The 15,572-nt window shown below is 38.7% G+C and carries 8 protein-coding genes and 3 pseudogenes; 9 read left to right on the forward strand and 2 right to left on the reverse strand.

The features are described 5' to 3' along the window. The first annotated feature begins 88 nt into the window (after positions 1-88). From HCR01_RS01265 to HCR01_RS01280, 4 genes are all read left to right on the forward strand, one after another. Positions 89-697, forward strand: coding sequence for an rRNA large subunit pseudouridine synthase E (locus HCR01_RS01265; RefSeq protein WP_193193753.1), 609 nt, complete (start codon positions 89-91; stop codon positions 695-697). A 203-nt stretch (positions 698-900) separates the two neighbouring features. Continuing rightward, positions 901-2,286, forward strand: a complete 1,386-nt coding sequence (locus HCR01_RS01270; protein WP_193193755.1) for a PAS domain-containing sensor histidine kinase — start codon at positions 901-903, stop codon at positions 2,284-2,286. Positions 2,287-2,556: 270 nt separating this feature from the next. After that, positions 2,557-4,515 carry a serine/threonine phosphatase gene (locus HCR01_RS01275; protein WP_193193757.1) on the forward strand — a complete coding sequence of 653 codons (1,959 nt, stop codon included), beginning with the start codon at positions 2,557-2,559 and terminating at the stop codon, positions 4,513-4,515. Positions 4,516-4,588: 73 nt separating this feature from the next. Next, the gene (locus HCR01_RS01280) at positions 4,589-5,860 is read left to right on the forward strand and encodes a protein kinase domain-containing protein (RefSeq protein WP_193193759.1); all 1,272 of its coding nucleotides are present in this window, start codon (positions 4,589-4,591) and stop codon (positions 5,858-5,860) included. 80 nt (positions 5,861-5,940) lie between these two features. Here the strand turns inward: HCR01_RS01280 and HCR01_RS01285 are convergent, their stop codons facing one another. After that, positions 5,941-6,159, reverse strand: coding sequence for a DUF4327 family protein (locus tag HCR01_RS01285; RefSeq protein ID WP_162395110.1), 219 nt, complete (start codon positions 6,157-6,159; stop codon positions 5,941-5,943). A gap of 796 nt (positions 6,160-6,955) precedes the next feature. Here HCR01_RS01285 and HCR01_RS01290 point away from each other — a divergent pair. Further along, positions 6,956-7,135 carry a hypothetical protein gene (locus tag HCR01_RS01290; RefSeq protein ID WP_193193762.1) on the forward strand — a complete coding sequence of 60 codons (180 nt, stop codon included), beginning with the start codon at positions 6,956-6,958 and terminating at the stop codon, positions 7,133-7,135. An 81-nt stretch (positions 7,136-7,216) separates the two neighbouring features. Further along, entirely contained in the window at positions 7,217-7,615 is a 399-nt protein-coding gene (locus HCR01_RS01295) for a tetratricopeptide repeat protein (protein WP_193193763.1), read from the forward strand. Positions 7,616-7,683: 68 nt separating this feature from the next. On the opposite strand, the gene HCR01_RS01300 is transcribed toward HCR01_RS01295, so the two are convergent. Continuing rightward, positions 7,684-8,658, reverse strand: coding sequence for an FkbM family methyltransferase (locus HCR01_RS01300; protein WP_193193765.1), 975 nt, complete (start codon positions 8,656-8,658; stop codon positions 7,684-7,686). A 267-nt stretch (positions 8,659-8,925) separates the two neighbouring features. Between HCR01_RS01300 and HCR01_RS38305 the strand changes: the two are divergent. The 3 pseudogenes from HCR01_RS38305 to HCR01_RS38315 all read left to right on the forward strand — a co-directional run. Beyond that, positions 8,926-9,168, forward strand: a pseudogene (locus HCR01_RS38305) (glycosyltransferase); the annotation flags it as partial. Between the two features lie 429 nt (positions 9,169-9,597). Beyond that, positions 9,598-13,254: pseudogene (locus HCR01_RS38310) on the forward strand (class I SAM-dependent methyltransferase); the annotation flags it as partial. 1,275 nt (positions 13,255-14,529) lie between these two features. Then, positions 14,530-15,567: pseudogene (locus tag HCR01_RS38315) on the forward strand (glycosyltransferase); the annotation flags it as partial. Positions 15,568-15,572 lie beyond the last annotated feature (5 nt).

Below are 15,572 nucleotides of genomic sequence, written 5' to 3' on the forward strand. Positions count from 1 at the left end.
TTTATTATGATGCCTAAACTCTTACATAATTTTGCCCAGCATGAATTGGCAAGTTAGTTGTCAAGTGTTTGTTTCTGGCTACTAACAAATGACAAATCACTATAAATATATTATTTTTCATAAACCTTACGGTGTTCTTAGCCAGTTTACACAGGAATCACCCAAACATAGCACCCTGAAAGACTATATCGATGTGCCTGATGTTTATCCTGTGGGACGTTTGGACTGGGACAGTGAAGGGTTACTGTTGTTGACAAACGACGGACAATTGCAACATCGCCTTGCTCATCCGCGGTTTGGGCATGAACGTACTTACTGGGTGCAAGTAGAGCGCATTCCTAATGCAGATGCTATAAACAAGTTGCAAACAGGTGTGGAAATTCAAGATTACCGCACTCTACCAGCAAAAGTGAGGCTATTGTTACAAGAACCACCAGTGTGCGATCGCAATCCGCCAATTAGATTTCGCAAAAATGTACCGACAGCTTGGCTGGAAATGGCTTTAACAGAGGGAAAAAACCGCCAGGTGCGCCGTATGACTGCGGCTGTGGGTTTCCCGACCTTGCGATTAGTTAGGGTGAGTATCGTCCACCTACAACTAGACGGATTACAGCCGGGTCAATGGCGTGACCTTACATCATCTGAACTCAAATTGCTGCATAATTCCCCTAAAGCACATAGAAGCAATTCCAAATAATCGAAGTTCTAATTGCCAAAAGCTAGCATTGAGACTTTTTGCCTACACGACCAGCTCTTCAACACGGGCTATACCAATGATACTCAGCACTACTGAAATAAGTATTTATTTGTGGATGACACAACTTAAGTCAAAAGCAGTATGATGTTATTTTTTTATTCCTACCTAGTAAAAATCAGCGCTTTTGTGCAAGTTAAAGTTTTATGAGCCGTAATCAGCAATCGATCTGGTATCACAATCACCAACAACAAGATATTTTATCTGCAATACCTAAACGCCTAGAAATTGTGCCTGAACGAGCTACCGATTCAGAACTTTGCACAATAGAAACCTTGCGTAATACCCAAGAGGAACTTCAGTGGTATCGTAGGCTTTATGAAAATATCCCCTCTATTTACTTCAGTTTAGATACGACAGGGATAATTTTGTCTGTAAACCATTTTGGTGCAAATTGTCTTGGTTACACTTCTGAACAATTGCTCAATAAATCTATTTTTAACTTTTTTGATCAATCAGATCAACAAAAGCTTTCTGATGCATTTATAGATCTATTCAACGCTTTGCCTAATAGTAAAGTTACTAATTGGGAATTTCGCTTGAATTGCCCAGCCAGCAAAATTGTCTGGGTAAGAATTATGGTGCGGATATTGTCTGTTGAGGAGGGAAACCATTACAAAAATCCGTTGATTCTTATGGTTTGTGAGGATATCACGGCTCACAAGCAGACGGAAGACGCTTTAAGAGAAAGCGAACAAAGCTTTAATTGGATTACTAAGACTGCTGACATCAAAGAAGACAACTTCCCAGATGCCTTAAAACAGATTCAGGAAGTGGCGCGATCGCAATTGCAGGAAATGGATAGCCTCAATCGCTTAAAAGATGAATTTATCAGTACAGTTTCCCACGAATTACGCACACCACTAACTAATATGAAGATGGCGATTCAAATGCTAGGAATCGCCCTCGATCAAGAGCAAAATTTTTTGTCGCAAATGGCAAAGCCACAAGCAGAACGCTCGAAAGCATCCCGCTATTTTAAAATTTTAGACAACGAGTGTGAGCGAGAAATTAATCTAATTAACAACTTCCTCGATTTGCAACGGCTAGATGCAGGCGCTAAACCCTGGGTACTGGAAACAATTCAAGTACAGGAATGGCTTTGGCGGATGTTAGAGATGTTTAAAGCACAAAACCGTAACTCTCATCAGCAAAATATACATCTCCAGGTAGCTCCTAATCTTCCCCTACTTGCGTGCGATGCATTTAGTCTAGAACGTATCTTGATAGAATTGCTCACCAATGCTTGTAAATTCAGCCCCCCGAATGCAGAAATTACCGTAATTGCTCAATTAAAATCTCAGAACATCCAATTTCAGGTGATTAATTCTGGTGTAGAAATTCCTGCAGTTGAATTAGTACGCATTTTCGGTAAATTTTACCGCATTCCCAGTAACGATCCTTTGAAGCAGGGTGGCACAGGATTAGGGCTAGCACTGGTACAAAAACTCATCAAACACATGGGAGGAACAATTGAGGTTGAAAGTGGGTCAAACCGCACCTGTTTTATTATCCAACTAGCGCTGAACTGAAAGGTGAGATAGAGAAGACAAGGAGGACAAGGTAGACTTTTCTTCCCCAATTCCCTACTCCTCCACTCCTCCATTCCTACATTTGTGAGGAATTAAATGCCAATATCTGAAATATTTAGCTAATATGCGTCACAATTAATACTGCCACCAAAATTCACTGGTGAAACCACAATCTCTTGTAGGTCTAATGTAGGCAGGGGTAGCCAATTGTGGCACTTTGGATCTTAGTGGCTAGAAGCACTTTGGAACGGGAATTAAGGAACTTCCACTATGCTGATTTGCCCTCAGTGTAAATTTGAAAACCCCAATACCAACAAATTTTGTCAAAGCTGTGGCACGTCCCTGACCCACAAAGTTTGTCCTGAATGCAGTACTGAAGTACCTATAGATGCACAAAGTTGTCAAAACTGCGGCACGGAGTGCGGAACAGTGTGGTGGGCAATTATTGCCAAGAAAGCTTTGGGAATAGAGGGAGGTGAGGGAGATGGGGAAGAAAATTCTACCTTGTCCTCCTCATCTTCTCTTCCCCCTAGATCCTCTTCTGAACTCCTGGTTGGCTCTTATTTAGATCCTCAGCAGCGCTATCAATTGTTAGATCCGCCATTGAGCCAAAAGGAAATTGCAACCTCTACTGAAGTGTGTGTGAGAGTTTTAGACTGTCAGCCGTATCAAATATCACTCATTGAGGCAATGCTAGGAAATCAGCAGCAGGGAGTGATAGCACTATCAGAGGGAGCAAGCGAAATACCTAGTCTTGCTAAACTTTATATTGATTTACAATCTCAAACTCACCCAGAAATACCGCTAATTCACGATGCATGGCAGCAGGGTAATACCCAGGTGGTACTAATTGAAGACCGCTCGGATTGGCAATATTTACTCGATCTGTGGCAAGAAGAGTCAACGAATTTATTACAGCTTTTACACTGGTGTTATCAGATGACTCAACTCTGGGTACTACTGGAACCAGTGGGTTGTCGTCAAAGTCTTTTGGATTTGTCAAATTTACGCTTGGATGAAGACCAAACACTGGCGATTAGACAGTTATATCTAGAACCATTGAATTCTCAGCCTGCTACTGAATCACCAGAAGATACAGAAGCCCAACCAGAACCGCCGTTAACAATCCAAGCTTTGGGGCGGGTTTGGCAGGCGCTATTTAGACAGTCTCAACGCACTCAATTTGGTTCTGTAGTCCAGATGTTGGGGGATTTGGAGTTGGGTAAGATTGAGACGATCGCCCAGTTGCGATCGCGTTTAGAGGCAATTTCCTCAGAATTGGAAACACCCAATGCAATACCTCCAATAGAACAAAAACCTTCTACTGTGCCTACGATCATGCAATTAGATGAGTCCGAAGATATCAATGCCAGAACTGATGAGCTGCCAACAATCGTGCTTGCGATGCAATTAAGCACCTTGGAGGATGCAGGACGTACAGATGTGGGGCGACAACGCGATCATAACGAAGACTACTTTGGCATTGAAACTAAAATTCACAAGCTAGAATTGCCCAAAAGCCGAGTCCTCCAAGCACAGGGTTTATATATTCTCTGTGATGGTATGGGCGGACACGCTGGTGGCGAAATAGCTAGTGAGTTAGCAGTCAACACCCTGCGGCAATACTTTCAACAACACTGGATTACTAACCAACTGCCAACAGAACATAGTATTCGTCAGGCAGTTTATTTAGCTAATGAAGCAATTTACGAGCTCAATCAACAAGATGCCCGTTCTGGAGTCGGGCGCATGGGTACAACCTTGGTGATGCTGTTAATTCAAGGCAATCAAGCAGCAGTTGCTCATGTGGGAGATAGCCGCCTCTACCGTTTGACACGCAAGCAGGGACTAGAACAAATCACTGTAGATCACGAAGTTGGTCAACGAGAAATAACGCGAGGAGTTGAAGCGACCATAGCTTACGCCCGCCCGGATGCCTACCAACTTACCCAAGCCTTGGGCCCCCGTGACAAACACTCGATTAATCCCGATGTGGAGTTTTTCGAGATTAATGAAGATACCATTCTGCTTTTGGTATCCGATGGTCTATCAGATAATAATTTACTAGAAACCCATTGGCAGACTCACTTAGAACCTTTGCTTAGTTCTGGTGTCAACCTGGAGCGGGGCGTCACAGACTTAATTGATTTGGCAAACCAATACAATGGTCATGACAATATTACTGGTATACTGATCCGGGCAAAAGTGCGCCCAAATTTGGAAAGTTAATGATAAATGGGGTACGGGCTAATTCTCAATGCCCAATACCCAATCCTCGATCCTTTATCTTTTAGGTCGTATTGTGGTTACTCTGACACTGTTGGAACCGCAACAAAAAACACCGCTTAAGCAGTGGTGCTTTGAAAATTCCTCCGTGATTCGGATTGGTCGAGCAGCGGACAATCACGTTGTTTTGACTGATAGTTTAGTTTCCCGGCATCATTTAGAACTTAAACAAGTCAGTACTATTAGCAATGGCGTTTCTTGGAAGGTAACTAGTACAGGTACAAATGGGACTTTTCTGAATGGCGTCCTTGTTACTCAAAGTCCGCTACCAGATAATTCTCTTCTACAACTTGCACAGGGAGGCCCAATATTACAATTCCAAATCCAGGAGGTAACAAAATCAAATACTTGCTCGCGATCGCCAGATATTCAAGAGACAGTAGAAAATGCTACTGCAACACTCTCCTCAAAGAATAACCTTGCAAGCACTTGCACGCACGAGGGAAACTCTGCAAACAATTTGTTTTGCATCCACTGTGGTCAACCCCTCTCAGTACAACAGACGATTCGCTACTATCAGGTGTTGCGAACCTTGGGACAAGGAGGTATGGGTACTACCTATCTTGCTTGGGATGCAGCAGGTTTAATTGCGGGTATCCCCCAACTGCTGGTATTGAAGCAGATGAATGCTGATATGCTTAGAATTGCCAAAGCTCAAGAGTTATTTGAACGCGAGGCGCACACACTCAAATCTCTTAACCATCCTGGAATTCCCAAGTATTACGACTTTTTTGTAGAAGACGGAAAAAAATACTTGGCGATGGAATTAATCCACGGACAAGATTTAGAAAAACGTGTTTATACGACTGGGCCAGTAACGCCCAACCAAGCGATCGCCTGGATGATTCAAACTTGTGATATCTTAGACTATCTTCATAGCCAAGAATCTCCACTAATTCACCGCGATATCAAACCCGCTAACCTGATGGTGCGAAATTTCAATAATCGCATAGTGGTGCTGGATTTTGGCGCTGTAAAAGAAATTGGTACGGCGCCTGGAACTCGTATTGGTGCAGAAGGTTACTGCGCTCCTGAACAAGAACGGGGACAGCCTTTAACTCAATCTGATTTATATGCGATTGGGCCAACGCTAATTTTTCTGCTGACTGGCGAAAACCCCTTCAAGTATTATCGCCAACGGGGACGAAATTTCAGGTTTGATGTGGCAAAGGTTCCTACTATTAATTCCCAATTAAGAGATGTTATTGACAGGGTTACAGAACCACTGCCACGCGATCGCTACCAAACTGCAAAGCATTTGGCTGCTGCGTTAGCTGCTTGCCAATAAATAAGATGAAGCGGTAGCCGAAGATGAGCAAGCAAGGGAACTATCTATATGTTCTTCCTTATCCCCCTCATCCTCAGTTTTTATTCTTCATCCCAAGCTTCTACAGCTAGTAATTCGCTGATTGGATCTTGCATACTAAACCCAAAGTCTTGCAGTTCTTGTTTCCAGTGCTGCCACTCATTGCCGTAGAGTAAGGCAATTTTCCAGATACTATCAGTTTGCTTGATAATATTCGATTCCACGAGTGAATGCACGTTACGCTGCAATTTCACCATTGGGTGAATCACTTGCTGAGTCATAACCTCGATTGAATTCAGATTTTGTTTGGTAAATACTTAATCAAAACTGCTTTCCGTTTTGCAATTGTTGCCGGCCCGTAGAGTGCTGTGTTTTGGTAAAGCCAGTCTTAACTTTTTAACTATACCATAACAAACTCTACTAATTTGCTCTTAATTTCGGTTTTGTACGGTAATCACCACCAGGAAAGTTCAATTTTGCAAACCAGTTGTCATGCAATACCTTTCGGTTCAGGGGGAAAGGGGAAAGGCTGAAATTTACCCCTTAGCCTTTTTCCCACATCACAAAGGAGATAAGAAGTGCTTATAAGGAAAAGTATTGAATTCTTATGGATGCCAAGCCAAAAAATTAGTTATCTGGGAAGTTGCATCAGTAGCGCAGCCAAAGACGACTCATAAATTGATATTTGTTTGAGTCACAATATGTATGCTTATTGAAAAATCTATGCAATATGGGCTAATTTGTAATGTTTTTGGCTAACGGTGAAATTTGCAATTGAAATGTTTTTCAGATTATCGCAAACATCTGAAATTAAACCAACTCATAGCAAAACTTTATATACTTTTAATACTCTATCTAAAGAATAAGACTTGTAGAAAACACGTAGTAAGGGCTTTTATCAAAGAAAAACTCTCGGTAGGATGGGGGCGATGGGCATTGGTGTCAACTTAAGCTCAAACACTCAATTTCCAGTAGTTTCAGATCCCCCAACCCCCTTCAAAAGGGGGCATTCGATTCTAATTCCCCCCTTAAAAAGGGGGGATCTCAAATCTAGGTGGTACATCGAAAAACTTTGAAATGCTTATCAGACTAAGCTTTCAAGTTAAGTTGACACCAATGGGCGATGGGCTACGCCCCGCCGGAGGCGATCGCATAACGCATGACAAAATATTGGTGCATCATTGCATTACCATAAAGCTTTCTTATATTCAGAATCAGTTTTTTGAATTTTGTGTAAAAAATTTGCAACCAAGATGATAATTTCTGTTGAGCGGGTGGGTATCTTCAGAACAGGAGGCTAGCTGTTACCTAAGTATTTACCACAGCAGCTATTAAGACATGGCCAGTCCAGGGGAAGAATATCTAATTTCCCGCAAAAAGCAGATTGAGCGCCGAAAAAAGTTTTTAACAATAGTGTCGATCATATCGTTCGTTGGTTCTACGGTGTTTGCGGTAATTCCTGCAATCCAACAGGCTAGCCAACCTAAGTCAGCAATTGCGTCTTCTTCTGCTGAGTCAGCATTACAGCAACAGGCGCGGGGTTACGAGCTAGTTTTACAGCGGGAACCAGAAAACCGAACAGCATTGGAGAAACTGTCTTTGCTGCGGCTGCAATTGAAAGATGCTAAAGGTGCGATGGAACTTTTAGAGAAGTTGGTGAAATTGCACCCCGAACGGCAAGATTACAAAGTTGTATTAGAGCAGATTAAGAAGCAACAGAGTAATGGCGATCGGTAGGGGTAGCTAACAGACAGTCAATATAAAAGATTGGCTTGTTTTTATCTGCTAGCTAGATGTTTCTGAAATTAATTGAGACGATGACGAATATTAGCAATTATAGGAAGAAAATCTAATCCTCGTTCAACTAACTCAGGAACTTGAGATAAACTCCTGATAATCACATCGGCAAAGTTATATTTTGGCTCATCTGCATGATTTATAGTCAAATATTCTAGTAACTCCAAAGCATAGTCAGGGAAACCAAGGATATCAGCAATACAAGCTAATTTTAAGATTTGTAATGGTGTTTTCAACTGCATAGTAATATCTGCTCTAATCAAATCTCGAAAATAGAAAGCATCAGCCCAAAGTAATTGACCACTACGTTCAGGAGAACAAATTGGGGAACAAGCACGAGGGTAACGACTACACCCTACGAGATCAAATAGCGTAAAAGAATTTTTTCTTAGAAAGGTATCTATGTCTGAAAACAAAGGTTGATTTATATATAGATGGGAAAATTCAACTTCAGTTTGAATAGCTAGAACACTACGTTGTAACAAAAGTGAAGCTCCTTCTAAAATATGCAAATCTGCTCCTTGAACATCTACCTGCAAAAAGTCTATTTCCTCAATTCCTTGCTGTTCGCAGTAGTTGTCTAACGTTGTAGTCTCAATCTCAACAGTACAATCTACTTTAAAGGAATCTGAAATTATTTGCTGAAACCTTGTCAAGTAAGAACTATTAGGTGGATACAATGATGTACAAGCTATTTGATTAGTAACATATAAAGGATATGAACCAATAGAATTATTCAGTGCTATGGGAATGTGTTTCTCTTTCCAATTGATCTGTCGTGCAGTTAAATCTTTATTTGCTTGTTCACAAGCGTCAGGATCCGCATCAAAACCATAAATTGTTAAATTAGGAGCTAATTTGAGCCAGCCGCCCGAACAATAATCATCATCAATTGATATTTTGCGAGAGCCAACAACACAAACTGTAATATGAACTTCGTCAAGTTTACCGCTTTCTTTAAGAACAGGCACGAAAAAAGACATATTTGTGTTCCTTTACTTAATTCATCATTATCATAAATCTTGAAATTGTTTTTGGGTATATGTTGATAAAAAATATCTACTTATTCTATATTTTTAGTTCTGATAATTACTATATTCATCAAATAAAATGCTTTGATTATAGTTTATTTTTGTGCTTTACAAACACTTGCTGATATTCATTTATATATGCTAAGCACAATGGGTTGTCAATTAAATCAATTTAATGGAGTGAAATAAAGTTATATGCCAAGTCTTTCAGTATGTATGATGGTGCAAAATTCAGAGAGAACATTAACTATTGCTCTAGAATCTCTTGCTAATGTTTATGACAAGCTAATAGTTGTTGATGGTGGCAGCAATGATTCTACGTGTGATATTGCGTTGAGCTATGGAGCTACAATAATACATTCTCCGTGGTTGGGAAATCACTCTCAACAGAGGAATGTATACCTAAAGGCTGTCAATACTGATTGGGTTTTTGTTATTGACTCTGATGAATTTATTAACAGCCAGCTTTTAGAATTTTTGCAATTAATAAAATTACCTACCACTAAAATAAATACTGATAATTTCTGGATTCCTAGAAAGTGGATTAGTCCTTTTAGCAAAAATCACTACATCACAAGTAAACCCCATTATCCTGATTTTCAGCATCGGTTGTTTAAGTACAATGAACAGATTTTTTATCAAGGGGAAATTCACGAAACTATTCATAATTTACTAAATAAAGGTCAATCCCTAGCTGAATTGAGTATCTATCATCTAGATTTATTTATTAATAGCGAAGAAAAACGTCGTGAGAAAATCCGTAAATACTCGCAATCAGATCCACGAAATGGTGGACGTCACTATTATCTACCTGATAACCAAGAATTGAAAATAGATAAATGGAACCAAGAAGATATCATTTATTCAGTACAAGTATTGCTTAATAATCTTATAAACAATAAATATCTTGTTAATTCTGAGCTAAATTCATTAATCCCAGCAGAGATCAAAAATGATGAATTTTATTATGCAATTCAAAAAATTGCACAAAAAGAAAATGTTAAAACAGTTTTAGAAATTGGCTCATCTTCCGGAGAAGGAAGTACCGAAGCATTTGTAACAGGGCTTCGAGAAAACCCTAACAAGCCAATATTGTTTTGCATGGAAGTTTCAAAAACTAGATTTAATGAGTTAAAAAAGAGGTATGAGAATGACTCTTTTGTCAAGTGCTACAATATTTCATCTGTTTCTCTAAAAAGGTTTCCTGATGAAAATGAAGTTATCGAATTCTACAACAACACTCAAACTAATTTGAACTTTTACCCATGTGAACGGGTTCTTGGTTGGTTGCGACAGGATGTGGAATATGTAAATAACTCCGGAGTTTCTGACGAAGGTATTCAAAAAATTAAGCAGGAAAACAAGATTGATTTCTTCGATTTAGTGTTAATTGATGGCTCAGAATTCACTGGTAGTGCCGAATTAGATGAGGTATATGGAGCGAAATATCTTTGCTTAGATGATATCAACACGTTTAAAAACTATCAAAATTTCAATCGCCTGTTGAGCGATCCTAATTATATTCTCATTATCTCAAACAAAAATACACGTAATGGCTATGCGATATTTCAACAAAAAACAGTGCAGCCAGTCAGCTATCAAAATATTTATGAAGCCGTTGAGTCTATTGAAGGATTCATGGTTTCTGGGCAAGAGGAATACCTTTTTAATAAGGTAAAATCACTACCTGAAGATGCGATTATAGTTGAGATTGGTTCTTTCAAAGGTCGTTCTACAGTTGCTATGGCATACGCTTGCATAGGAACTAAACGTAAAATTTATTCCATTGATACATGGGATGGTAATAATGCTGACTTTTCTGAGCGACAATTCTTTGAAGTTTGGCAGCAGAATGTTCAAATAAACGGCCTTGAGCAATATGTAATACCACTACGTGGTTACTCTCATGATGTATTAAGCCGTTGGGATAAATTGACAAATAGTAAAGCTATTGATTTTATTTTTATTGATGGTTCTCATCAGTATTTAGATGTTTTAAAAGATTTTAAACTCTCATTTCCACTGGTAAAAAATGACGGATGGATAGCATTTCATGATGTTGTACCTACCTGGCCAGGCCCAGAAAGTGTATGGCATAACATTGCTAAACTACGTCTTGTCAACCATGAGTATTGCTCAACGCTAGCATGTGGTCAAAAAAGTTTGGCAGCGATCACCTCTACCTCAACGGTAGAATTACCAATTCACTTTTTTACTATTGTTCTGAATGGTCAACCATTTATACGCTACCACATTGAGATATTCAAACAACTTACTTTCAAATGGCATTGGCACATTGTCGAAGGTGTAGCTGAATTGAAGCACGATACTGGATGGAGTATGAAGCTGGGTGGATATATAAACGATGAAATCCATCATAATGGTCGCAGCAATGACAGTACAACGGAATATTTAGATGAATTGGCGCAGCAATATCCCGACAATATCACAGTTTATCGTAAGCCAGATGGTATATTTTGGGATGGTAAACGGGAAATGGTTAATGAGCCATTGTTGAACATAAATAAAGAATGTTTACTATGGCAAATAGATGCAGATGAGTTATGGACAGTCGAGCATATTTTGACTACACGACAGATGTTTATTGATAATCCTGAGAAAACGGCTGCTTTCTATTGGTGCTGGTATTTTGTAGGAGAAAAAATAATTATCAGTACTCGTAATTGTTACGCCCAAAATCCCAGGCAAGAGTGGTTACGAACCTGGAGATATAAACCAGGATCAGTGTGGGTAGCACATGAACCACCAAGACTAGAAGAACCTTTAGCAAATGGTCAATGGCGGGATGTTGCAGCAGTAAACCCTTTTCTGCATCAAGAGACTGAAAAGCGTGGTTTACTTTTCCAACATTTTGCTTACGTAACATTAGAACAATTACGCTTTAAAGAGCAATACTACGGTTATAGCAATGCTGTTCCACAGTGGAAAGCTTTGCAGGAAACAGCTAAATTTCCAGTTTTATTACGCGAATATTTTTCGTGGGTAAAAGATGAAACAATGGTTGATACCGTTGAATCATGCGGTATAGTACCAATTGCACAAAGAGAACTCAGCAACAATGGTTGGCGCTTCTTGCAACCAGATGAAGTGCAGCAACAAATTGTACAGATTAAGAAATTAACACCAATAATTCTGGTTGACGGTGTATTTTTTCAACTTAATAAAACTGGGATTGCTCGTATCTGGACATCCTTACTAAAAGAATGGGTCAATAATGGCTTTGCTAAGCATATTATTGTGCTTGACCGCGCTGGAACTGCTCCCAAAATTTCTGGTATTAAGTATCGTGGTATTCCGAGTTATGACTACAACAATACTGATGCTGACCGGGAAATGCTACAGCAAGTGTGCGATCAAGAGAGCGCAGAGGTATTTATATCTTCTTACTACACAACACCGACTACAACACCTTCTGTTTTCATAGCTTATGACATGATTCCAGAAGTTATGGGATGGGATATTAATAGCCCTATGTGGCGAGAAAAACATCAGGCTATTCAAAACGCATCTCAGTACATAACAATTTCAGAACATACGGCGCGTGATTTAGTAAGCTGTTTCCCTGAAATAAGCAGAGAGTCTGTAACCGTAGCTCATTGTGGAGTTGAAAGCGCTTTTTCACCTGCAAATCTTGAAGAAATTAACAATTTTAAAAATAAGTATGGTATTACAAAACCATATTTTATGTTAGTAGGTATTGAAAATAATTATAAAAATAGTATTTTGTTCTTTCAGGCTTTTTCTCAACTTGCTAGTAGTTCTGGCTTTGATATTGTTTGTACAGGAAATATAGGCACATTAGCACCTGAGTTTAGAGCCTATACATTAGGTAGTATTGTTCATATTCTCCAACTCAGCGATGATGAATTAGTCACTGCTTATTCTGGTGCAGTAGCACTGGCTTACCCTTCCAAATATGAAGGTTTTGGTTTGCCTATAATAGAGGCAATGGCTTGTGGTTGTCCTGTAATTACTTGTCCTAATGCTTCAATACCAGAAGTAGCGGGAGAAGCAGCAATTTATGTGAATGCTGATGATGTCGATGCACTAGCAAACGCACTCTTTGAGGTGCAAAAACCTGGGGTTCGCAACTCATTAATTACCGCAGGTTTGGCACAAGCTAAAAAGTTTTCTTGGTCAACAATGGCCAGTACTGTAAGTACTGCCCTAATTAATGCTACTATTTTACGTTTAAATCTTAAAGAGACTAATTTAATTATTTTTCCCGATTGGTCACAACCAGAAGAATTAATAAGTTTAGATTTAGAAAGAGTAATTAAAACATTAGCAGAATATTCAGACAGTCAAAATACTACACTACTTATTGATACAAGCGATATTGCTAGCGAGGATGCTGCAATCTTTTTATCTGGTCTGACGATGAATTTGCTGTTACAAGAAGATATAGATATTAATGAAGGATTAGAAATATCTTTAGTAGGAAATTTAGCTGGTATTCAATGGACAGCTTTGCTACCTCGTATCAGTGCAAGAATTATTTTGAAATACGAAAATAAACAGGCAGTGATAAATTGGCAACAAATGCTTGAGCAAGCAAGTAACTTAAATGGGTTAGTAGAACAATGTGAAATCAAAACATTCATACAGAATTATCAGTTTAGCAATAACATACATAGTCTAGTAGCAAAGTATCAGCAAGAAGATTCAAACACATCTGTGTTAGCAGAATTACGCTTATTGAGAAAACAGATTGCTGAATCGTGGTTAGATAAAGAAGAAAATTTACTTGAAAAACTATACTTGTCTAAATTTGGTGAAGCTCATCAAGCATTACTAAATAGTAGTATCCAGAATGAATCACTCATAGAAACTGAACAAATCTTTGTAACTGATATATTAGCAATAGTCGCTAAGGGATTTAATGAACAAAATGCCATTCAATATCTTTTAGTAGCAATGCTATATTGCCCTCCTCACCAGTTACCCTTAATATATGCACTGACTCAAATCCCTAGCTGGTTACTCAATGACTATTTCAAATTTACTTTCAAATCTCCCCTTTATTTTAAGGAGATAGGAGAGGCTGATAATTACTATCAATACATGGAGAATTTTATTAATTATCTTCATAGAAACATTATTAGTCATTCTGAGTCTAAATTTTGGCAAGATATTGCTGCCAATTTTACACATACAGCAAATTTTATTCCCTTATATTTTAATAAAGTAAATCTAAAAAATATCTACACAAAACGTGCAGATATAATGAAAACATACTTGCAAGAATTTAATAACAGTATTGAATACGAGTTCCCAACACGCTTGAATGAACGAACAAAAATTAGGGTTGGTATTCTTGCTAGCCATTTTGAACCACAGACAGAAACCTTTGCTGCTTTGTCAGTATATAAACATTTAAATAGAGATGTATTTGAGGTAATTCTCTTTACATTAAATGTAAGTAATCATCGTTTAGAACGATATTGTACGGGTCATGCAGATGCTCTGATTAAACTTCCAACAAACTTAGAAAATCAGGTACACACTATTCGGGAAGCCGATTTAGATATCCTGTTCATTTCTACCAATGTTACGGCAGTTACCCATCAAATTACCTTGCTTTCCTTGTATCGGCTAGCGCGAATCCAGATGGTTGATGCTAATTCTCCTGTAACAACTGGTATGCCTCATATAGATTACTATATTTCAAGTAAACTTTCTGAAACTGAAGAGGATGCTCAACAACATTATACGGAAAAGCTAATTACGTTAGACAGTCCTCCCCAGTGTTTTGATTTTGGAACCGAAGATAAAATACTTGCTACAACCACTATTAGCCGAGAAAATTTGGGAATTACTAAAACTACTGTGGTTTATGTTTCAGGAGCTAATTACTACAAAATAATTCCAGAGCAAGAAGTAACTTGGGCAAAGATAATTGCCAGCGTACCTAATTCTGTACTATTACTTTATCCGTTTAATCCAAATTGGTCATCTTCCTATCCTTGTATTGCTTTTCGTAAGCGCATAATCACTACTTTTGCTAAATATGGTCTTGGCGAGGATAGATTGATAATTCTTGACCCAGCACCAAACCGTGCTGATGTTAAAGAACGTTTGAAACTTTGTGATATCTACTTAGATTCCTATCCTTACTCTGGTATGACTTCGCTCATAGACCCGTTGGAAGTAGGTTTACCAACGGTGGTCATGGAAACAGAACCCTCTCGTTCTCGAAAGGGAGCATCACTTTTAAGAGAACTCCAAATATTTGATTTAATTACAAACACTGAAGAAGCTTATATTCAGTCAGCAGTTGCTCTCGGAATTAACTCTGAATTGCGTCAGCAAAAAGCAGAGGAAATTAAGCAAAAAATGCATCAAAATCCAACATTTCTTGATAGCCGTTCTCACTCTGCTCAAATGGGAGAACTCTTCCAAGAACTATTCTATAAACATCAGGCGATCGCTCTCAAAGAGCAATTAAATTTAAACGATATTAACCTAATTATTTTCCCCGACTGGTTACAGCCAGAAGACTTACTATATCAAGATTTAGCAAGTGTTATTTATACTCTCACTACTCACCCAGATAAAAGTCGCCTAACTCTCCTAATAGATACTCACAATGTTTCTGAGGAAGAAGCTGATATGCTTTTATCGTCTTTAACCATGAATTTGCTCATGGAAGGTGATGTAGATATAACTGAGGGGCCAGAAATTTCTTTGCTAGGTAAGATGAGTGATATGCAATGGAAAACTCTTTTGTCTCAAATTCATACTCGAATTGCTTTAAGAATAGACAATCAACAGGCGATCGCACAAGTAAAAGCAGAAAATCTTCCATTTTACAATGTAGATAGCTCAATTGTAAATTAGAGATG

This window comes from Nostoc sp. MG11, assembly GCF_014904695.1.
Classification (GTDB): domain Bacteria; phylum Cyanobacteriota; class Cyanobacteriia; order Cyanobacteriales; family Nostocaceae; genus Komarekiella.